General features: G+C 64.4%; 21 protein-coding genes. 10 read left to right on the plus strand and 11 right to left on the minus strand.

Annotation, left to right across the window (positions count from 1 at the left end; all coding sequences use genetic code 11):
* Positions 1 to 356: 356 nt before the first annotated feature.
* A complete protein-coding gene (locus ACFVHU_RS02695; protein WP_388022310.1) occupies positions 357 to 482 on the minus strand; it encodes a hypothetical protein in 126 nt (41 codons plus the stop codon).
* 280 nt (positions 483 to 762) lie between these two features.
* Positions 763 to 1,140 (minus strand): GntR family transcriptional regulator, encoded by a 378-nt coding sequence (locus ACFVHU_RS02700; protein ID WP_105656678.1) that lies wholly within the window; start codon positions 1,138 to 1,140, stop codon positions 763 to 765.
* Positions 1,141 to 1,222: 82 nt separating this feature from the next.
* On the opposite strand from ACFVHU_RS02700, the gene ACFVHU_RS02705 reads away from it, so the two are divergent.
* Together ACFVHU_RS02705 and ACFVHU_RS02710 are read left to right on the plus strand one after the other, a co-directional pair.
* Positions 1,223 to 1,876 carry an MBL fold metallo-hydrolase gene (locus ACFVHU_RS02705; RefSeq protein ID WP_388022313.1) on the plus strand — a complete coding sequence of 218 codons (654 nt, stop codon included), beginning with the start codon at positions 1,223 to 1,225 and terminating at the stop codon, positions 1,874 to 1,876.
* Between the two features lie 111 nt (positions 1,877 to 1,987).
* The gene (locus tag ACFVHU_RS02710) at positions 1,988 to 2,629 is read left to right on the plus strand and encodes a phosphatase PAP2 family protein (RefSeq protein WP_388022315.1); all 642 of its coding nucleotides are present in this window, start codon (positions 1,988 to 1,990) and stop codon (positions 2,627 to 2,629) included.
* Between the two features lie 47 nt (positions 2,630 to 2,676).
* Here the strand turns inward: ACFVHU_RS02710 and ACFVHU_RS02715 are convergent, their stop codons facing one another.
* On the minus strand, positions 2,677 to 3,468 hold the full coding sequence (locus ACFVHU_RS02715) for a methyltransferase domain-containing protein (RefSeq protein ID WP_388022318.1): 792 nt from the start codon (positions 3,466 to 3,468) through the stop codon (positions 2,677 to 2,679).
* A gap of 77 nt (positions 3,469 to 3,545) precedes the next feature.
* Between ACFVHU_RS02715 and ACFVHU_RS02720 the strand changes: the two genes are divergently transcribed.
* The 3 genes from ACFVHU_RS02720 to ACFVHU_RS02730 all read left to right on the plus strand — a co-directional run bounded on the left by ACFVHU_RS02720 (position 3,546) and on the right by ACFVHU_RS02730 (position 6,813).
* Entirely contained in the window at positions 3,546 to 6,080 is a 2,535-nt protein-coding gene (locus ACFVHU_RS02720; protein ID WP_105656681.1) for an RNA helicase, read from the plus strand.
* Positions 6,080 to 6,547, plus strand: a complete 468-nt coding sequence (locus tag ACFVHU_RS02725) for an NUDIX domain-containing protein (RefSeq protein WP_332486769.1) — start codon at positions 6,080 to 6,082, stop codon at positions 6,545 to 6,547. The genes ACFVHU_RS02720 and ACFVHU_RS02725 overlap by 1 nt, the downstream gene beginning before the upstream one ends.
* 74 nt (positions 6,548 to 6,621) lie before the next feature.
* Positions 6,622 to 6,813, plus strand: coding sequence for a hypothetical protein (locus ACFVHU_RS02730; protein ID WP_332498565.1), 192 nt, complete (start codon positions 6,622 to 6,624; stop codon positions 6,811 to 6,813).
* A 16-nt stretch (positions 6,814 to 6,829) separates the two neighbouring features.
* Here ACFVHU_RS02730 and ACFVHU_RS02735 read toward each other — a convergent pair whose 3' ends face one another.
* Together ACFVHU_RS02735 and ACFVHU_RS02740 are read right to left on the minus strand one after the other, a co-directional pair.
* Positions 6,830 to 7,768, minus strand: a complete 939-nt coding sequence (locus ACFVHU_RS02735; RefSeq protein WP_388022322.1) for a phosphotransferase — start codon at positions 7,766 to 7,768, stop codon at positions 6,830 to 6,832.
* Between the two features lie 77 nt (positions 7,769 to 7,845).
* Entirely contained in the window at positions 7,846 to 8,598 is a 753-nt protein-coding gene (locus tag ACFVHU_RS02740; protein ID WP_105656685.1) for a metal-dependent hydrolase, read from the minus strand.
* 62 nt (positions 8,599 to 8,660) lie between these two features.
* On the opposite strand from ACFVHU_RS02740, the gene ACFVHU_RS02745 reads away from it, so the two are divergent.
* A complete protein-coding gene (locus tag ACFVHU_RS02745; RefSeq protein ID WP_133834222.1) occupies positions 8,661 to 9,149 on the plus strand; it encodes a GNAT family N-acetyltransferase in 489 nt (162 codons plus the stop codon).
* Positions 9,149 to 10,435, plus strand: coding sequence for an alpha/beta fold hydrolase (locus ACFVHU_RS02750; protein ID WP_388022326.1), 1,287 nt, complete (start codon positions 9,149 to 9,151; stop codon positions 10,433 to 10,435). The genes ACFVHU_RS02745 and ACFVHU_RS02750 overlap by 1 nt, the downstream gene beginning before the upstream one ends.
* Before the next feature lie 82 nt (positions 10,436 to 10,517).
* Here ACFVHU_RS02750 and ACFVHU_RS02755 read toward each other — a convergent pair whose 3' ends face one another.
* The 5 genes from ACFVHU_RS02755 to coaE all read right to left on the minus strand — a co-directional run bounded on the left by ACFVHU_RS02755 (position 10,518) and on the right by coaE (position 15,364).
* Positions 10,518 to 10,970, minus strand: coding sequence for a MarR family winged helix-turn-helix transcriptional regulator (locus ACFVHU_RS02755; RefSeq protein WP_105656688.1), 453 nt, complete (start codon positions 10,968 to 10,970; stop codon positions 10,518 to 10,520).
* A 100-nt stretch (positions 10,971 to 11,070) separates the two neighbouring features.
* Positions 11,071 to 12,111 (minus strand): TerC family protein, encoded by a 1,041-nt coding sequence (locus tag ACFVHU_RS02760; RefSeq protein WP_105656689.1) that lies wholly within the window; start codon positions 12,109 to 12,111, stop codon positions 11,071 to 11,073.
* A gap of 245 nt (positions 12,112 to 12,356) precedes the next feature.
* Positions 12,357 to 14,444 (minus strand): excinuclease ABC subunit UvrB, encoded by a 2,088-nt coding sequence (gene uvrB / locus ACFVHU_RS02765; RefSeq protein WP_105656690.1) that lies wholly within the window; start codon positions 14,442 to 14,444, stop codon positions 12,357 to 12,359.
* A gap of 72 nt (positions 14,445 to 14,516) precedes the next feature.
* A complete protein-coding gene (locus ACFVHU_RS02770) occupies positions 14,517 to 14,765 on the minus strand; it encodes a hypothetical protein (protein WP_105656691.1) in 249 nt (82 codons plus the stop codon).
* A gap of 2 nt (positions 14,766 to 14,767) precedes the next feature.
* Positions 14,768 to 15,364 carry a dephospho-CoA kinase gene (gene coaE / locus ACFVHU_RS02775; protein WP_332502773.1) on the minus strand — a complete coding sequence of 199 codons (597 nt, stop codon included), beginning with the start codon at positions 15,362 to 15,364 and terminating at the stop codon, positions 14,768 to 14,770.
* 25 nt (positions 15,365 to 15,389) lie between these two features.
* Between coaE and ACFVHU_RS02780 the strand changes: the two genes are divergently transcribed.
* The 3 genes from ACFVHU_RS02780 (at position 15,390) to ACFVHU_RS02790 (ending at position 18,984) form a co-directional block, all read left to right on the plus strand.
* The gene (locus tag ACFVHU_RS02780; protein ID WP_105656693.1) at positions 15,390 to 16,064 is read left to right on the plus strand and encodes a YigZ family protein; all 675 of its coding nucleotides are present in this window, start codon (positions 15,390 to 15,392) and stop codon (positions 16,062 to 16,064) included.
* Entirely contained in the window at positions 16,061 to 17,245 is a 1,185-nt protein-coding gene (locus ACFVHU_RS02785; RefSeq protein ID WP_388022332.1) for a class I SAM-dependent methyltransferase, read from the plus strand. Before ACFVHU_RS02780 ends, ACFVHU_RS02785 begins: the two co-directional genes overlap by 4 nt.
* A gap of 62 nt (positions 17,246 to 17,307) precedes the next feature.
* Positions 17,308 to 18,984, plus strand: coding sequence for an HNH endonuclease signature motif containing protein (locus ACFVHU_RS02790; protein WP_388022335.1), 1,677 nt, complete (start codon positions 17,308 to 17,310; stop codon positions 18,982 to 18,984).
* A 28-nt stretch (positions 18,985 to 19,012) separates the two neighbouring features.
* Here the strand turns inward: ACFVHU_RS02790 and ACFVHU_RS02795 are convergent, their stop codons facing one another.
* The gene (locus ACFVHU_RS02795) at positions 19,013 to 20,323 is read right to left on the minus strand and encodes a hypothetical protein (protein WP_388022338.1); all 1,311 of its coding nucleotides are present in this window, start codon (positions 20,321 to 20,323) and stop codon (positions 19,013 to 19,015) included.
* Positions 20,324 to 20,425 lie beyond the last annotated feature (102 nt).

Consider the following 20,425-nt stretch of genomic DNA (forward strand, 5'->3'; position numbering starts at 1 on the left):
CCGGTTGGCAATCGTTGCGCTCGTGGTGGGATACGCCATTGCCGCCTTGGCGCTCTTCACGATGTTAACTGCCATCCCGGCAATGATTCAGCAATACAACGCATAACGCCGTAATTTCACGAGCTAGGTTTCATGATCCTGCGCTGAGACCTTTCCACCGGTGTCGCCTCATTTTTATGAAGCGGACTACCTCACCGTGCTCCACGGCGTTCGGCATGTTTCCCATCTGGCCGACAAGCCAGAACATTCTCCCCCACGTGCATGGTACTCGTTTCAAATAAGCATGCCTGGGTTCTAAAGCTCCCACTCCCTAGGGCGACGTAGGGGGTCTGGGCCGAGAAGCGGAGCGCACATATTCACAACGCCAATGGATGCCAGCAGGTGGCTTCGAAGGCGTGGACGGTGCAGCCACGATCGGCCCGGCGCAGCGCGTTGGCCTGGTCGCCCAGGCTCCAGTCCGCAATCTCTCCAGTTATCGCCAATGGCCTCTTTTCGCGGGCGAGCTCTTGCAGTTCGCCGTTGAATTGACCACTGGTTCGGATAGCGGCGGGCGCGCGGATAATCCCCACCCCGATGGGGAAACTACGCTCGTTGGCTATTGGCAGATGGAGCTGGGTGAACCCGCAAGGTTCCTAGTCCTGCTCCCATGGCCAGTCAATCGCCACGGGGCTGTTGCAGGAACGAATGCCCTCATTCCGATTCGCATTCATCGGGTTCCACCTGTGGCTGGTTCCCGGAATCACTTCCAGAGGCGCTTCGGGGCTACCTTGGCAGGGAACTGAATGCCGCGCGCAAGTACTTCACCGCGGTTGCTTCGTCGACCGACCACAGTTGGGCGATGCGGGCCAGATCGGCGGCCGCATCGCTGACTTCCTGCTCTGCACGATTCTCCGCGGCTTGGACCACGGTTCCGTGGCGGCCGCGGGTGACCACTGCGCCCTGCAGCTCAAGTTCCTTGTAGACCTTGGCGACGGTATTCACCGCGAGGTTCAAGGTGCCCGAGAGCGCACGAACCGACGGCAATTTGGTACCCGGAGCTAGTTTGCCCTTGGCAATTGCTGAGAGGATCTGCTCGCGGACCTGCTGATACGGCGCCACGCCCGAGTTCGGCTCGATCTTGATGAATTCCAGTTCGGTCATCCTGCACTCCATCCTTTGGACTGTGTTTGGCATTTATCCGAGCCTATCGCGTCAGCCGGGATCTGCACCGTAGTCTGGTTGCATGAACGAACTATTGCTGAACGATGTGACCGTCCGTTGGGTCTCAGTATCCGACATGGCAAACAACGTGTACCTGGTAACTAATCGGAAGACCGGCGAACAGCTGCTGGTGGATGCGGCGGATGACATGCCGGCCATCGAGCGGCTCATCCAGGCGGCCAGTGAAGACGCGAGCGATCCGCGCCTTATCGGCATCGCCACGACGCATCAGCACTGGGACCACGTGCGCGCGCTGGCCGAAGCCGTGGAGAAGTACCCGGTGCCGACCTACGCCGGTGCAGAGGACGTGGCCGGCATCGCTGGAGAATCCGGGGTCAAGATCGACCATGCGCTGAATCACGGCGACCAGCTGAAGCTGGGCGATGTGATCATCGAGGCGATCCATCTGCGAGGGCATACGCCGGGTTCGCTCGGCTATGCGCTGGTTGATTCCTCCGGCCAGCCGGTGGTGCTCAGCGGCGACAGCTTGTTCCCCGGAGGCGTGGGCAACACATGGAAGGACCCGCAGCGGTTCCTCTCTTTGCTCACCGACGTCACCGAACGCATCTTCGACCGCTTCCCGGACGAAACCCAGGTTCTGCCGGGGCACGGTGATTCGACGACACTGGGGGCAGAACGCCCGAATTTGGAGCAGTGGCGCGAACGCGGGTGGTAGCCCTTGACTGCATTGCCAGCGGCATCCGTGCCGATGGCAGCAGCGTTTAATGGTGCGGGACCTCTTCCGGCTGATGCCTGCCGCCGGATCAGATCCGTATAATCACCACTTGTGAATTCTCCGTCCTCCGCACCAATTGCCATCGCCCCATCACGACCAGCCATCATCGTCGCGGTCCTCGCCTTCCTGGCGCTAGCCGCCTATCCGTTGCGTGATGCCTTGTATCTGGGCATTTCAGGACCTGTTGCCCAGTCGGCGCTGCTCTCCGCGGCGGCTGTGTTCTTTTCCGAGATCTTGCTCTTGATGCTGATGGCCGGGGCCTGCACGCTCACGGTCCTGTGCTGGTTCCGTGACCGAGTTGCGTTTTGGCGCCTGGTTTCAGGCGCGACTGGCGCGGTAGCGGCCTATGGCCTGAGCGAGCTGGCCAAGATCCTGGTCGCCGAGGAACGCCCCTGCCGCGCCCTGGATGCTCTCACCGCAGTGGCGTGCCCTGAAGCAGGCGACTGGTCTTGGCCCTCCAACCATTCGGTTCTCGCCGCCGGCGTCGCCGCAGCCTGCACGCTGGCCCTTCCGAAGCTGGCCAAGTACGCGATACCGGCCGTCTTGCTGATTGCCCTATCCCGCGTGGGCGTAGGCGCCCACTTCGTCCACGATGTCTTCTCCGGGGTTGCGTTGGGCATCCTGGTTGTCCTGGTCTGCGTCCGTGTGCTGCCCGGCATCGTGCAAAGGTGCCTGGCGGGAAACAATCGCTGAGCCAGCTCACCTTCCAAGCGCTCTGACGATGCCGAGCCTGGTGCGAATCAGCCGAGCTTGTGCCCGATCATGAAAATCCTGCGGAACGGGAAGTTCGTCAGGACGGTACCGTCCTGCGAAGCAAATGACGGGTAGTGCTTGGAGACTTCGGCCCGGTAGTCGTTTTCGAACTCCAGATAGTCTTCGTCGCTGAGCGTGTGGCGAATGGGCAGCAGCGCCGTCCCGCGAACCCAGTTCAGGATCGGGTCCTCCCCCGCGAGCAGCTGATGGTAGGTGGTTTCCCAGACATTGGCCTGGAACCCCGCGTCCAGGAAGATTCGCTGGTATTCGCCCGGTTCTCCCACTACATCGTCATGGCGCAGAACTCCTGCCAGCTGGCCGGACCACTTCGGGCTGTCGGCAACTGCGCGCATCACCGCATGCGACGGAGAGCCGAAATTGCCCGGGACCTGGATAGCCACGTTCGCGCCGGGCTTCAGATTGTGCAGCCAGCCGGCCAGCAACTCCCGATGCCCCGGAAGCCATTGCAGCATCGCATTGGAGAACAGCAGGTCCGTGCCGGAGCCAGGGGTCCACGCCGTGGCATCGGCCAGCGCGAAGCCCAGGTTCTCCTCATGCTCGCTCTGCGTGGCCCTGGCGATCATCTCCGGCGAGGAATCAAGTCCGGTGACCTGCGCTTGCGGCCAGCGCTGGGCCAGCAGCCGGGTCATGTTTCCCGGCCTGCACCCCAGATCGATGATCTTCGACGCGTCAACCGAGACCAGCTGCCCCAGCAAATCCAGGTACGGGCGGCCCCGGTAATCGGAGAATTCGGTGTATTTCGTCGGATCCCATTTCATATTCCAGAGCCTAAACGAGAGGCGCACGCAACAACTAGCCCCCAGTCATAGTTCTCAACGGATAGGCTAGGAACATCATGTTGCTCACCGATTATCTGCCAGCAGACGCCAAGAACGTATCCGACGACGAAATCTACGAGGCTTTCGGCCAATGGGTCGCGACCCGTGGCATCAACCTCTACCCCGCACAGGACGAAGCGTCGATGGCGCTGGCCGGCGGCAACAACGTCATCCTGGCCACGCCCACCGGCTCGGGCAAGTCCATGGTTGCCATCGCAGCCCACTTCTACGCCATGGCCCGCGATCAGATCAGCTTCTACACCGCGCCGATCAAGGCGCTGGTCTCCGAGAAGTTCTTCGACCTGTGCAAGATCTTCGGCGCTGAGAACGTCGGCATGGTCACCGGTGATTCCTCGGTGAACGCCGACGCCCCGATCATCTGCTGCACCGCTGAGATCCTGGCGAACATCGCCCTGCGCGAAGGCTCCAAGGCGGACGTGGGCTGCGTGATCATGGACGAGTTCCACTTCTACGCCGATCCGCAACGCGGCTGGGCCTGGCAGGTGCCGCTCATCGAGCTGCCGCAGGCGCAGTTCCTGCTGATGAGCGCCACCCTGGGCGATGTCACCCGCTTCGAGCAGGAACTCGAAGAGCGCACCGGCACCCCAACGGTGACGGTCGCGCACACCGAGCGCCCGATCCCGCTGCACTTCTACTACTCCATGGAGCCGGTGCAGGAGGCCGTGGAGGAACTGATCAAGACCAAGCAGGTGCCGATCTATATCGTGCACTTCTCCCAGCTCGATGCCATCGACCGCGCCACCGGGCTGATGAGCGTGAATGTGGCCACGCGCGAGGAGAAGGAAAAGATCTCCGAGATGATCGGCGGATTCCGCTTTGCCGCCGGGTTCGGCAAGACGCTGAACCGCCTGGTGCGCCACGGCATCGGCATCCACCACGCCGGCATGCTGCCCAAGTACCGCCGCCTGGTCGAGCAGCTGGCGCAGGCCGGCCTGCTCAAGGTCATCTGCGGCACCGACACCCTGGGGGTGGGCATCAACGTGCCGATCCGCACCGTGGTGATCACCGCGCTGTCCAAGTTCGACGGCACCCGTACGCGCATCGTGAACGCCCGCGAATTCCACCAGATTGCCGGGCGCGCGGGCCGCGCAGGTTTCGATACCGCAGGCACCGTGCTGGTGCAGGCTCCGGAGCATGCGATCGAAAACCACAAGGCCATGGAAAAGGCGTTGAAGAAGCACGGCGAGGGCTCGTCCAAGCTCAAGCAGATCCCGAAGAAGAAGCCGCCGCAGAACTTCGTGACCTGGGGCGAGAAGACGTTCGAGAAGATCGTCGAGGCCGCCCCCGAGACGCTGAAGTCCTCATTCCAGGTCTCGCACTCGATGCTGCTGAACCTGCTGGAGCGCGAGGACAATTCGTTCGAGGCCGCCCAGCGCCTGCTCAGCGAAAACCACGAGACCCCGGCGTCCCAGCGCAAGCTGAAGCTGCGTGCCCTCGGGATCCTGCGCGAACTGATCGCCACCGAGGTGGTCGTGCGCCGCAATGAGCCAGACGAATACGGCAACTACTACGAGCTGACCGTGCACCTGCAGCAGAACTTCGCGCTGAACCAGCCGCTCTCGCCCTTCGCGCTGGCCGCCCTGGACCTGCTGGATCCGGATTCGGCCAGCTACGCGCTGGATGTCGTTTCGGTGATCGAGGCGACCTTGGAAAAGCCGCGCCAGGTGCTCTCCGGCCAGGAGAAGAAGGCCCGCGGCGAGGCCATCGCCGCGATGAAGGCCGAAGGCATGGACTACAACGACCGCATGAACGCACTGGATGAAATCACCTATGCGATGCCGCTGGCCGAGAAGCTGGAGAGCGCCTTCGAGCAGTACCGCTCCGGCGCACCGTGGCTCTCGGACTTCGAATTGGCGCCGAAGTCGATCGTGCGCGACATGTACGAACGCGCCATGGGCTTCTCCGATTTTGTCCAGTACTACCAGCTGGCCCGCTCCGAGGGCGTGCTGCTGCGCTACCTCACCGATGCCTACAAGGCCCTGCGCCAGACCGTTCCCCAGGACGCGCTGCGCGAGGACCTCGAAGACCTGATCGAATGGCTCGGCGAGATGATCCGCCAGATCGACTCCTCGCTGCTGGACGAATGGGAAGAGCTCTCCCGCGGCGAGCTGAGCGAGGCAACGGAAACCGCACCGCCTCCGGCACCGGAAAAGCTGACCAGCAATGTGCGCGCCTTCCGCGTGATGGTCCGCAACGAGATGTTCCGCCGGGTGAAGCTGTTCGCCGACGAGCAGGACAAGGCCCTGGGCGAGCTCGACGGGCATAGCGGCTTCGACGCGGACACCTGGGCCGATGCCATGGACGACTACTTCGACGAGCACGAGGACATCGACGACGGTCCCGCCGGACGCGGCTCGAAGCTGTTCATCATCAAGGACATGCCCCAGCGCACCTGGGAGGTGCGCCAGATCTTCGCCGACCCATCCGAGCACCACGACTGGGGCATCACGGCCACCATCTCGCTGGATGACTCGGACGAGGCGGGCGAACCTGTGGTCAAGGTGACTTCGGTGGGCCGCCTGGACTCCTGATGCCCGCCATCAGCTACGCCATCTTGCGGCGCGCCGACGAAGTCCTGCTTCAACTGAGGTCGGGAACCGGCTACATGGACGGGTTCTGGAGCACGGCGGCCGCCGGGCACGTTGAGCCCGGCGAGGCTGCCGTTGCCGCCGCCGTTCGCGAAGCCCGTGAGGAACTGGGCATCCGGATCGCGGCAGACCAGCTCCAGCCGCTGTGCACGGTGCACCGCTACCTGCAAGCGGGCAGCGGCGCCCAATCCCCTGTGGATTTCTTCTTCCTGGCGCGCCAGTGGGACGGTACTCCGCGCCTCATGGAACCGGAGAAAGCCTGCGAGCTTCGCTGGTTCCCGCTCGATGCCCTGCCGCAGAACCTCGTTGCGCAGGAACAGCTGGTACTTTCCCGGCTGGATTCCGGCTTGCCGCCAATTATCTGCATGGGATCCGGCACGGCGCTGGACCAGCCCCGGCATCTGGGCTAGTCGCGCACTCGATGCCCGAGGCATCTTCCCGGAGTCCGGTGGCAATGCCGCGGACAGTGCCGTAGGGTATGGCCATGAACGGGTACAAGCTTCGCCTGCTCGGGGCAGGCCTCCTGCTGCTGGTCCTGGTCGGGCTGCTCAGCGGCTGGTCCGAGCTCTTTGCTTCCGGCGCGTGGCTGGCGACCTTGGTCCAGCTCGGTTCGCTGGTCCTGGGCCTGGCCCTGGTCTACCGCGGGGAAAATGCCACGCCGGCCCGGTTCAGCTAGCCCCTGCAATAGCCAGCTAGGCCAGCCGCGCCTTGAGCCACCCAACGGTGGCGGCCGCCTGCTTCGCGTGATAGCTGCGCAGCGTGGGCAGCCCCGGAACCTCGGGCCTGCGCGCCGCGTCCACATAGTAGGCGGCCAGTCCAGCTAAGACCGCGCTGACCGCGTCCGCGCCCACCGATTCGAAGATCGGGTGGGAGGCGGCAATGGCATCCGCATCCAGCGCCGGGTCGAAGATCCGCGCTTCAACCAGCACCGTCAACGCGTCATACCATGCGGCGCCCCGCGAAGCCCACGGCCAATCCACCAGCAGCACTTCTCCGCCGTCGCCCAGCAGGATGTTGTCCGAGCGCAGATCCGAATGCACCAGCTGGTCTCCGGCCAGCGCCCCGATACCGTCCATGGCCAGCCCATGGAGTTCTTCCAGGTTCTGCGCCACCCAGGGATCAGCTGGAAGCCAGCCGTCCTGCATGATCCGCGCAAAACCGTCTACGTCCTCGCGCAGTTCCTCTTCCAGCGTCGGCAGCAGCTCGATCAGGGAATCGGGGGCCTGATGAGCCAGCTGCGCCAGCGTGTCCAGTACCCGTTCCAACTGTCCGGCCGGCCAGGGAAGCTGCGGGCTGGCCCCTGGGCCTTCAGCGAAGACCAAGGCCTCCCAGCCTTGCCAGCTGATGCGCCCCAGGAACTGCGGAACCGGCAAGGCCGCCGGGAGCTTGGCCGCTATTGCCGCTTCGCGGGCGTGCAATACCGTGGCCGGGGCGCTGAGGCCCGGATGCACCGCCTTGGCGAAGACCCGCTGGCCATCGGCGGTGAGCAGCCGATCGGCGCTGCCCGGGGAAAACCCCGAGGCTTGGCTTAGCGCCCGGATCACCCGGGATCCAAGGTGCGATTCGATCCGCGCGCGCAGTTCGCCGGGAAGCTGATCCCAGGTGATGCGCCGGGTGAATTGAAACTGCATGGTTCGGATCATGCCTGATCACCGGCTGCCAGCCAAAGCGCGTTGCACTGCGGCGAGCCGGCAGCGGGCCGGGGCCCTCAGGCGACGATCAGCGCGATGCCCACATAGGTAGTGAGCAGCGTCGCGAGCAGCCATTCTGCGGTGGAGCCCGTCTCGGCCAGAATCGGCAATGCCACCCGCCCATTGGACTTCCAGCAGCCGCCAATCAGCGGCAGCCGGCGGAACCAGCGCGGCGAGCCGATCTTGATCGGCCACAGCAGATTGCAGCCGCCGATGGTCAGCATGTCGCCCAGCACGTGCACGATCGCGCCCAGGGAGACTGCCATCAGGAACCAGAGGTTCTGCTCCGGCGCATTCATCCCGACGAAAGTCCCGGCGGCCAAGGCGATAATCCAGCACAGCAGCGGCGGCATGAATTTCATGGTCTTCACCGCGAAGGAAATCAGCAGGATCGCGAACAGCGCCGCGGCCGGGTAGACCGTGCCCAACGCCGCGGTCTGCACATCCCAGCCGTTGGCCAGCCAGGCCAGGAAGATGAAGAAGGCGATGCCGATCAGCGAATGGGTGCCGTTGCGGTGCCCGCCCGAAACCGAACCGACAATCCGCGTGAAAATGCTGGAGAACGGGGGCAGCGAGCGGGCGATCGTGGCCCCATGGTGATCCGCGTCGGGCAGCAGGGCCGCGCCAGCGCAGACGATCGCGCCGGCCAGGGTTTCCCAGCGGTCCATCTGGAAAGTTCCCAGCCCCAGGTTCACCGAACCCACAGTGACGTCAGTTGTAATTGCCAACCATGCGGCTGCGCCGCTCACCGCGTGGTGTCCACCCATCATGCATTCAACCTTAGGTCTGGTCACCGACGTTTTAGCGGTGCGACGGAGGTAAGCTGGAACACATGAGTATTGTGCGTGAAGCTGTTCCGGGCGACTGCCCGCAGATCTTGGCAATGATCCAGGAATTGGCCGACTATGAAAGGGAACCTGATGCGGTGCTCAACACCGCAGCAGACCTCCAATCCCATCTGTTCGGCCCCAATCCCCAGGTCTTCGCCCATGTTGCCGAGGATGAAACCGGGACGCTCAGGGGCATGGCCCTGTGGTATCTGACCTACTCCACTTGGGAAGGCCGGCACGGCATCCATCTGGAGGATCTGTATGTGCGCGAATCCCAGCGCGGTTCAGGCACCGGGACCGCGTTGCTGCGCACGCTGGCGCAGATCTGCGTCGAACGCGGCTACAAGCGCCTGGAATGGTCAGTGCTGGATTGGAATGAGCCGGCCATCAGGTTCTACGACGCCATCGGTTCCAGCTCCATGGACGGCTGGAGCACCCGGCGCCTGGACGGCGAAGCACTGCAACAACTTGGCATGCAAGGAGCGAGCTAATGCGCCACTACCGCGGTATGGATGTCACCGACCATCGCATCGAGGTTCCACTGGATCACGCCGATCCGCAGGGCGAAAAGATCTCGGTCTTCGCCCGCGAGATCAGCACCGGCACGGCCAAGCCCTGGCTGCTGTTCCTGCAGGGCGGTCCAGGGGGCAAATCCCCGCGCCCCGGTTCCTTGTCGGGGTGGTTGGCCGAAGCCACCAAGCACTTCCGCGTGCTGCTGCTGGACCAGCGCGGCACCGGACTGTCCACCCCGGCTAACCGCAAGTCCTTGCCGCTGCGCGGGGACTCGGCCGCCCAGGCCCGCTACCTCTCGCATTTCCGCGCCGACTCGATTGTGCGCGACGCCGAAGCCCTGCGCGAGCACCTGGGCATCGAGCAGTGGAGCACCCTGGGGCAGAGCTACGGCGGGTTCTGCACCCTGACCTATCTCTCGCTCTTCCCGCAGTCGCTCACCCGCTGCCTGGTCACCGGCGGGCTGGCCTCGCTGGATGCCGATGCGAAGACCGTCTACCGCGCCACCTACCAGCGGATGGCAGAACGCAACCGCGAGTACTTCTCCTGGTACCCCGAGGACTTCCAGACCCTGCACAGGATCTACGAGCATGTGCGCACCAATGACGATGAGCTGCTGCCCAACGGCCAGCGCGTCACCGTGCCGATGGTGCAGATGCTGGGCATGTACCTGGGCGGAAACACCCGGGTGCACCTGCTGCATCACATCTTCGAGGAGGCCTTCAGCCACACCCCGGGCGGCGACCGCCTCTCGGATCACTTCCTCGAAGCGCTCTTGGCCCAGAGCTCTTTCGCCTCGAACCCGCTCTATGCGCTGATGCATGAAACCATCTATGCCCAAGGCGAGCCGACCAATTTCGCGGCCGAACAAGTCCTGCCGGAATTCGCCGACTTCACCCGCCACGCGGCGACCCCGCTGCTGACCGGCGAGATGATCTACAGCTGGCACTTCGCCGAAGATCCTGCCCTGCGCCCCCTGGAGGACGTGGCCCGCATCCTGGCCGAGCACGAAGGCTTCGGCCCGCTCTACGATCTGGACGTCCTGGCCAAGAACACCGTGCCTGTGGCCGCCGCGGTCTACCATGACGACGTCTATGTGGACCGCGAGCTCTCGCTGCGCACCGCCTCGCAGGTGGCCGGGTTGCAGACCTGGGTGACCGATCAATTCCACCATGACGGCATCGGCGACGATGGCCCGGCGATCTTCCGCCGGCTGCTGGCCATGGCCAACGGCGAAGACCCGGACGCCGCGGCCCAGGACAGCTAGCCCGCGCACCGGCTAGGTTAACGCGCAGGGCGCTTGAATCCCCCGGGGGATTCAAGCGCCCTGCGCGTTAAGCCTTCGGCTGCTAATGGTCCAGCTTCGCGGCAACCTGGTCATTCAACCGTTGCAGCAGCGGCACAGCCTGCGCCAGAATCCGCCGTTCCTCGGCGCTGAAGGAATCGATGCCGCCGGCCAGCGAGGAAATCGCGCGTTGCCGGTAGGCTTCGATGGCCTCCTTGCCGTCGCCGGTCAGGCTCACCAGGCTGGCGCGCCCGTCCCCAGGGTCCGGTTGGCGCTGGACCAACTGGTCGTTTTCCATGCGGATGACCAGACCGGTCATGGTCGGCTGGGCCACGCGCTGCTCGATCGCCAAGTCGCCCACGCGCTGGGGGCCCAACCGATCCAGGGTGGAAAGCACCCGCCAAGCGGTCACCGATCGGCCTTGCCCGGCCGCGCGTCCAAGCAGCCGGGACATGGTGCCCGACGCTAGTGCTACGCCGGTGGCAATGCCACTGGCTTCTGTCGATAGGTCGCTCATGGAAAATACCTTAGCAGAACAGCATAGGCACACTATGCGGGTGCGGAAAACCCGCCGGGGCCAGTTGGAAGCAACTGGTCCCGGCGGGTAATTGTGCGGATTACTTAGCCGCGTCCTGCTCTGCAGCTTCCGCTGCGCCGGCGAGCTCCGCGGCTTCAGCCGAAGCAGCGGCGCGCTTGCCCCATGGGCTCCACAGCGACAGCACGGTTGCGATAACGATCGCGCCCAGGATGACCAGCAGCGAAACACCCACGGAAATGTCCAGCCACGCGTAATGCAGCGGCTCGCCGCCGTTGATGAACGGCAGGCTGTTCTCGTGCAGGGCGTGGAAGACCAGCTTCACGCCGATGAAAGCGAGGATGAAGCTCAGTGCGTGCTTCAGGAAGACCAGGCGGTTCATCAGGCCACCGAGCAGGAAGTACAGCTGGCGCAAGCCCATCAGCGCGAAGATGTTCGCGGTGAACACAATGAACGCGGACTTGGTCAGGCCGAAGATCGCCGGGATCGAGTCGAAGGCGAACAGCAGGTCGGTCATGCCGATGGTCACGAAGACCAGCACCATCGGGGTGAACAGCTTCTTGCCGTCGACCACGGTGCGCAGCTTGGCGCCATCGAAGTCCTTGGAAATCGGCAGCTTGGAGGTCAGCTTCTTGACCAGGCCGCTTTCCTCGTCCTCATCCTCGTCCTTGAGCTGGTTCCATGCGGTCCAGAGCAGGAAGGCACCGAAGATGTAGAAGACCCACGACCACTGCTCGATGATCGCGGCGCCGAGCACAATGAAGATTGCGCGCAGGACCAACGCGATGATGATGCCGAACATCAGCACTTCCTGCTGGTACTTACGCGGTACCGAGAAGCGCGCCATGATGATGATGAAGACGAACAGGTTGTCCACCGACAACGCGTATTCGGTGACCCAGCCGGCGTAGAATTCCTGGCCAAGCTGGGGTCCAGCCTGCGTCCAGATCACGGCACCGAAGATCAATGCCAAGGAGATGTAGATGCCGACAAAAATGCCTGCTTCCTTCATGGAAGGAATGTGCGGACGCTTGGTGACGTACAGCAGGTCTGCGATGAGCACCGCGCACAGAACAATCAGCGCGATGATCTCGAATTGAATAGTTAACCCATTAGTGCCCACGGACGAGCGACCTTTCGTTGGAGGGTATGGAAAATCGCCGCAAGTCTCTCCGCCGCCACACCAGAATTCGAAACGCTTAGATAGCTGGCTCAGTGATCGGCTGCTGTGCCCGGCGAAACATCATTGGTTCGCGTGTTGACGTCCACAGCATTGGGATACTCCCCTACGTCCAGTGATCAAGTGTAGCGCACAGGAACTGCACAGGCTTGGCGCATGTCCCAATACTGCGCTGGACAGCAGCAGGGCTACGCGTGCCCGGCAGCCTTCATCTGGCGCAATTCCTTCTTCAACTCGGAAACTTCATCGCGGATCCGGGCGGCCAGTTCGAACTGCAATTCAGCGGCCGCGGCGTGCATCTGCTCGGTCATTTCCCCGATCTGGGCCAGCAGGTCCTCGGCCGGGGCGGCGGCCAGCCCGTCCTTGCGCACGGCGGACGAGGCCTTGGTGCGCTTGGCATTCTTCGCCAACCGGTTGTTGTTCAGCAGTTCCTGGGTGTCGGCATCCTCACGGGCCAGCTGGTCGGTGATGTCAGCGATCTTCTTGCGCAGCGGCGTGGGGTCGATCCCGTGCTCCTTGTTGTGCGCTTCCTGGATTGCCCGTCGGCGATTGGTCTCCTCGATCGCCTGGTCCATCGCATCGGTGATCTTGTCGGCATACATGATCACCTGGCCCGAGACGTTACGCGCGGCACGGCCGATGGTCTGGATCAGGCTGGTGGCCGAACGCAGGAAGCCCTGCTTGTCGGCATCCAGGATCGCGACCAGCGAAACCTCGGGCAAATCCAGGCCCTCGCGCAGCAGGTTAATGCCCACCAGCACGTCGAAGGAACCCATGCGCAGCTCGCGCAGCAGCTCCACGCGGCGGATCGTGTCCACATCGGAGTGCAGGTACTGCACCCGCACCTGGTGCTCGGTGAGGTAGTCTGTCAGGTCCTCGGCCATGCGCTTGGTCAGCGTGGTGACCAGCACGCGCTCATCGCGATCCACACGGGTACGGATCTCATCGAGCAGGTCATCGATCTGGCCCTTGGTGGGCTTGACGATGATCTCGGGGTCGATCAGCCCGGTGGGGCGGATGATCTGCTCCACGAACCCGTCGGACTTGCCCAGCTCGTACTTGCCCGGGGTGGCCGAAAGGTACACGGTCTGCCCGATGCGCTCAAGGAACTCATCCCATTTCAGCGGGCGGTTGTCCATGGCACTTGGCAGGCGGAAGCCGTGTTCCACCAGCGTGCGCTTGCGGGACATGTCGCCCTCGTACATGGCGCCGATCTGCGGCACGGTGACATGCGACTCGTCGATCACCAGCAGGAAGTCATCGGGGAAATAGTCGATCAGGCAGTGCGGGGCGCTGCCGGCATCGCGGCCGTCGATATGGCGCGAGTAGTTCTCGATGCCGTTGCAGAAACCCATCTGCTCCATCATTTCCAGGTCGTAGGTGGTGCGCATGCGCAGCCGCTGGGCCTCGACGAGCTTGTTCTGCGATTCCAGCTCCTTCAGGCGCACCGCCAGCTCGTCCTCGATCCGCTTGATCGCCTTGTGCATCCGCTCGGCACCGGCCACATAGTGGCTGGCCGGGAAGATGTACATCTCGGTCTCCTCGCGGATCACCTCGCCGGTGACCGGGTGCAGGGTGTGGATCGCTTCCACCTCGTCGCCGAAGAACTCGATGCGCACGGCCTGCTCTTCGTACATCGGGATGATCTCCACCGTGTCCCCGCGCACGCGGAAGGTGCCGCGGTGGAAGTCCATGTCGTTGCGGGTGTACTGCATGGCCACGAACTGCCGCAGCATCGCGTCGCGATTCAGTTCCTCGCCGGTGCGCACGGTGACCATCCCGGCCACGTATTCCTCGGGAGTGCCCAGGCCGTAGATGCACGAAACGGTGGCGACCACAATGGTGTCGCGGCGGGTGAGCAGGGAGTTGGTGGCCGAGTGGCGCAGGCGCTCGACTTCCTCGTTGATCGAGGAGTCCTTCTCGATGAAGGTATCGGTCTGCGGGACGTAGGCCTCGGGCTGGTAGTAGTCGTAGTAGGAGACGAAGTACTCCACCGCGTTATTGGGCATCAGCTCGCGGAACTCGTTGGCCAGCTGGGCGGCCAGGGTCTTGTTCTGCACCAGCACCAGGGTGGGGCGCTGCACCTGCTCCACCAGCCAGGCGGTGGTCGCGGACTTGCCGGTACCGGTGGCACCGAGCAGCACGATGTCCTTCTCGCCGGCGTTGATCCGCTCGGTCAGCTGCTTGATGGCCTGCGGCTGGTCGCCGGCAGGCTGGTACTCGCTGATGACTTCGAAGGGGGCGACCACGCGCTTGATCGGCTGTGCAAGACTCATGCTTCCAGCATATCCACTTGCCCCGACAGTTGGGGCTGCGCCCTAGCCAGCTTTCAGCTTAAACCCGGGGTGCTATTTGCGCATCCCGTAGCGGATCGCATTGCGCTTGACGGTGCGCTGGATGCTGCTGCCGAAGAATCCCACGGTCATGATGGTGGCGGCAATCAGCCCCAGCAAGGCCAGGCAGCCGGAAATGTAGACCACCGGCGAATACGGCCCGGATTCGCTGGCAACGAATTCGGCGCGGCCGCCAAAACCGAGCCACAGCACCAAGGCGACGGCGAAAGCGATCAGGGTGCTCCACTTGCAGATCTTGTACATTCCTACTCCTGTGCTGGCGCCAATTGGCGGTAGAGGGCAGAAACCTGCACCTCCAGTTCTTCCAAGGTACCGGAATTATCCAGCAGGTAGTCGGCTACGGCCGCCCGCTGGTCATCCGTGGCCTGCGCGGCCATCCGGGCCTCGGCGTCTTCCCGGGTCCAGCCGCGGTCCTGGACCATGCGGCGAATGCGTTCGGCGTGCGGGGCGGCCACGACGACCACCGCGTCGAAGCTGTCCAGCTGGCCGGTCTCGACCAGCAGCGGGATGTCCTCGACCACCAGCGAGCCGGCTGGCGCTCCTTGGCGCAACTTCGCCGCTTGCTCCCGCACCAGCGGGTGCACGATCGCGTTGAGCTTGGCCCGCGCCGCCTCGTCGGCGAAGACTATCGCGCCCAATGCGGGACGGTTCAGCGACCCGTCGGCCAGCAAAACGGCTTCGCCAAACGTGTCCTTGATCGCAGCCAGCCCGGGCGTGCCGGGTTCGACCACCTGGCGCGCCAACGCGTCGGCATCGATGACTACGGCTCCCAGGGCGGCCAATTTGGCCGCGACCGCAGATTTTCCGGAGGCCACTCCCCCGGTCAGTCCCACATGCATCATGTTCCCACCCTATAAACTAAGAGGGATGAACACCAACGACTCGGCCGCGACACGGTACACGACCTTGACCAGCGATTGCGTGCACGAGCTGGAAATCAAGCGTTCGCGATTCATCACCTACCTCTACCGGGTCGAAACCGAGGCCGCCGCCCGCGCGCAGATCGCGGCCCTGCGCAAGACCCACTTCGATGCCCGCCACCACTGCAGCGCGTTCATTCTGGGCCCCGATCGCATGGCCCAGCGCTCCAACGACGACGGCGAGCCCTCGGGCACCGCCGGCATCCCGATGCTCGATGCCCTGGCCAAGCGCGAAATCGCCGACGGCAGCGTGCTCTCGGACGTGCTGGCCGTGGTGGTCCGCTACTTCGGCGGGATCAAGCTTGGCGCCGGCGGACTGGTCCGCGCATATTCCGAGGCGGTATCTTCCGGGCTGGACAATGCGCAGCTGCACCTGCGCCAGCGCATGCGGATCTTCACCTTCGCCGCCGCCCACGCCGACGCGGCCCGCTACGAGAACGAGCTGCGCGCCGCCGGCTACCAGGTCGAACCGACCCTCTGGCAGGCCGATGCCGCAATCGTGCAGATCGGCATCCCGGACACGCCCGAAGCCGCCGCGCAGCTGCGCACCGGCATCGCCTCACTCACCTCCGGCGCCGGGGAACTGGCCGCCGCCAACACGCAATGGGTTGATCTGATTTGAACTCCGCCGCCAATCCCGAAGGCACGCCCGCTGCCGTCAGCAGCCTCCAGGCCCTGCTGCCCGCCCTGCGCCGCTGGCCCGATGTCGAAGCCGCCAACCTCTACGCCGCCGACGCCTGCGACCGGCTCATCCTGGACACCTGCGCCGCCGCGGCCGGACCCTCGGACCGCTGGCCGGATGCCATCGCGGTCATCGGCGACCACTACGGCGCGCTGGCCCTGGGCGCACTGGCACTAGGCAGCACGAGCGTGCGCGTGCACACCGATTCGCTCACCGCGCGCCGGGCCATCGAGGCCAACCTCGCCCGGCTCATGCCCGAGCGGGCCGGACACCTCGAATTCTGCACCCTGGAACAGGTTGCCCAGGGCGCCAGTTCGATCCTGCTGGCCCTGCCTCGCGGACTGGACGTGCTGGGCGAACAGGCCGCCGCGGCAGCAGCCGTCGCCGATCCCGGCGCAATGCTTTTCGCCGGGGGCCGCATCAAGCACATGAGCCGTTCCATGAACGAGGTGCTCGCGGAGCATTTCACCCGCGTCGACGTCTCGCTGGCCCGGCAGAAATCCCGGGTGCTCACCGCCAGCACCCCGCGCGCCGAACAGCCCGCCAGCAGCTTCCCGGCCACTGCCACCCACCAGGTGCGCGGCACCAGCTTCACGCTGCATGCCGGTGCCGGGACCTTCGGTGCCGCCCGGCTGGATCCGGGCACCCGGCTGCTGCTGGAAAACCTTCCGGACCTCTCCGGGCACGCCACGCTGGTCGATCTGGCCTGCGGCAACGGCGCGATCGGCATCTGCGCAGCACTGGAAAACCCGCAGCTGCGCGTGGACGCCTCGGACCATTCGGCCTCCGCGGTCGCCTCCACCCTGGCCGCCGCTCAACGCAACAACCTGGACGGTCGCCTCACCGCCGTGCAGGATGACGCCCTGGGCCGCCTGCCCGACGCCAGCGCCACCCTGGTCACGCTGAACCCGCCCTTCCACATCGGCAACACCGTCACCGCCGACATCGCGTTCAAGCTGATCGACGACGCCGCCCGCGTGCTCGCTCCCGGAGGCACCCTGCTGTGCGTGTTCAACTCGCACCTGCGCTACCGCAGCGAATTGGCCCGCCGCGTTGGCCCCACCGAACAGCTGGCCCGCGACAGGACCTTCACCGTGACTGCATCCACCCGCGCGCACTAGGCTTTTCCACAGGCCGTATTGCCGGCCGGCACGCCGCGCACCGCTTGGCGCATGCTGGGGCCATGAACAGAACTGTCAGCCAGGCGCTAGCCGGGCTTGCCCAAGCGATCAAGGACGCGCCGGCCCTCGCGGTGGACGACGCCCTGGCCGTCGCCGCGTTCATCCCCGTCCTGCACCAGACCCTGCTCTGCCCCGATCCAGCCACCGGCCCCGAACCCCACTACCTGCACGATCCGCGCTACGCCTTGGCCCTGGCCACCGCGGCTGAAGCTTCGGCCCACCAGGCCCTTCGCACCCAGATCTACGCAGCCCATCTGGTCGATGACACCGCGGCGCACACCCTGGCCCAGGTTGAACTCGCCGCGGCCCGCCAGGGCACCACCGATTTCTCCGTCCCTGCCCAGCGCACCGGAATGCGGCCCAGCTTCACCGGCCCTGCGGCACTGCTGGCATCTTGGCTGCGCACCGACCATTTCGAGGCCAAGCGCCGCATCCAGTCCGCCAGCCACGTCTTTGCGCAATACGACTACCAGCATCAGCGGCACCAGGCACAGTTCCCGCTGCTGGCGCGGCGCTTCGCCGATCTGCGCCAGCCGCCAGCCGAAGTGCTCAGCGCGGCCCGGCGCCTGGGCGCTCTGGAACCCCAACGCGACGAATACGCCGCACCGGCCACCGCCTCGGCGCTCACCGAAGATGGCGAGCTGCTTGAATCCATCGTCAACCAGCAATTGGACGAGCCCGACCCCGGCACCCGCAGGCAATTGGTCAACAGCTTCCTGAAATCCCAGAAGGAACGCTTGGGCAAGAAGCGGCCCGAAGCCCAGGAAGGCCTGTACCGGCGGGGCGAACGCGGCGGCCTGGTCCACTACGACCTCGCCCTGCGCCCTACGCGCGCAGAACTCTTCGAATCGGGCATTTCGCAAAGCGACAATCCCCGCTCCGGTTCCGGCCAAGCCGCACGGGAGGCTTTTGCCCAGTCTCCGGGACAACGTACAGAGCAGGATGCTGCCCCTGGCACTTCCTACCAGGCCGACGCCGGAGGCCATCCGGATTTCTTGACCGATGAGGAAGCTGCCGCCAGCGAAGATCCTGTTTCCCCACCGCTTTCTCCCGCGGCACGCCGCCTCAACGGCCTGATGAATCTGCTGGAGATCAACACGAAGCGGCTCCAGGAGCTGCTGGATGCCGCGCGCAATGGCGGGACCCCCAAGGGCGCCGATGGGAATGATGCAGGCACCGTGGATGTCCCCACCATCACCCCGCAGGTCGTGGTCATGCTGACCTTGGACGAGTTGGAAGGCCGCGCGAGAACCCATGGCATCACCCAGCACGGTTTCAAGCTCGATGCAACTGACCTGCGCCAGACCCTGTCCAGGGCACGCATCATCCCGATGGTGCTCGGCGGCAGGGGCGAGCTGCTTGATATCGGGCGCAGCCAGCGCAAGCATCCGAACTACATGCGCCTGGGTGTTGCGGTGCGCGATCGCGGCTGCATAGTTCCCGGGTGCACCATGGATCCCGAACGCTGCAACATCCACCACATCTGGTTCTGGTCCGAGGGCGGTGTCACTGCGGTCTACTGGAGCGCGATGCTCTGCGACACGCATCATCATGACGTTCATGCCGGGTTGATCAAGGTCATTGCCGACGATGGCGTACCCAAGGTCATCCTGCCCAGCTTCGTCGATCCCACCCAGACCCCGGTGCGCAACAGCTACCACATGGCCAAGGCCGCCTAGTTCGCGGCAATGCGCCGGCGCCATCCGGCTAGATCAAGAAAGGGCGTCCACCGTGCACGCGGACGGCTTGGGCGTTGATCCCCAATGGACGAAGGTCGATCCGATCGATCTCGCCCCGCTCATTATTCTCGAAAGTATCAGCCGTAACCGAATCACCGGCAGGGGTCAGAACCGCCAGGCGGCGCTTGTTTCTGGCCAGAGGCTCGCGTGCCGATGCCGGGACGTAGTAGGCGCTGGCCTGCTTCCCTCCACCGTAGAGCCATGAAGCGCGCACCGCGACCGGGCGTGAGCCCCAGCCGCTGAGCCCTGCAATGACCAAGCGCTGGCCGGTTGCCTCTAGCAGTTTCCCATTCAGGTTCTCCCCATAGACCCAGGGCTGGGAGGCGATGCCCAGGAACTCTTCGGCCGAGCGCTGGTTGACCGCATGCACCCCGTGCACCGGGCACACCTCTGAGCAGAAAATGAATCGCGGATCCTCAAATTTCTGCTTGGATCCGTTCTTGTCGTCGTTGCGGCACAGGCAGGCCCCGGTTTCTTCCGTTTCGATGAGGATCGCGTTGCCATAGGCCCGCAATGACGTTGGACCAATTCGGTGGTCCGCTGGAACTTCGAGTGCGAAAAGTCCCATCGATTTCAAGCGCATCCAGCGCAGCATGCTCAGCAGCAGGCTGATGCCCAGCAGGACGGCCGCGGCATACACGTCAAGGCGGTAGCCTTCATCCAAGTCATGCAGCGAATGAACTTCCGTGCTGACCAGTTCCCAGCCCAGCCGGAGCAGCGGGTAGATCAGTGCTCCTACCGCAAGCTTCCATACCATGGGCGACATTTGCTTGGTGATTCCAAAATCGCTCTTTTGCCCCGGCGCCAAGGCGATGCCTCCTGAGGCTTCACGCTTCCAGGTTCTCAGCAGGCGTCGGAACCGTGCGTCCATGAGACCTACGGACAGTGCGAGCAGCAGGAAATAGCCCAGCGCCAGCATCAGGATCCTTTGCAGGTCCCCGGCAGGAGCCAGCAGGAAATAGATTCCGGCGGCTACGCCCAAGCCCATCCAGGGTGATTGCCGTCCGCCGCCAAAGATCATGGCCAGGACGGTAGCGACCATGGAGAAGGAGAGGATGTCCATGATGCCCTTGTCCAGGTACGGGGAATGCAGAAGATCCGAACGGACGAGGACCACCAGTGCAACCAGCGGAAGCCAGGTCGCTGCGGCAACCCAGAAATTGGGAATAGTGCGCGGTACAGTCTCCCACTCCTCGTGGCTGACCTGGCGCACCGGGATCTGCTGTCCGGCAGTTGCGCCTGCCGCATAGTCTGCCGGCGAATTTCCTGTCGTTGCCATGTGCTACTACCTGCCGTTAGTGAGTCCACCTGATCGGTGCACTTTTAGTCTAACCTCAGCAAGTATTAAGAGCAGTGCTTCTTCGGAGCTATTCCTGTCCGG

This window comes from Glutamicibacter sp. NPDC127525, from assembly GCF_042672105.1.
Classification (GTDB): domain Bacteria; phylum Actinomycetota; class Actinomycetes; order Actinomycetales; family Micrococcaceae; genus Glutamicibacter.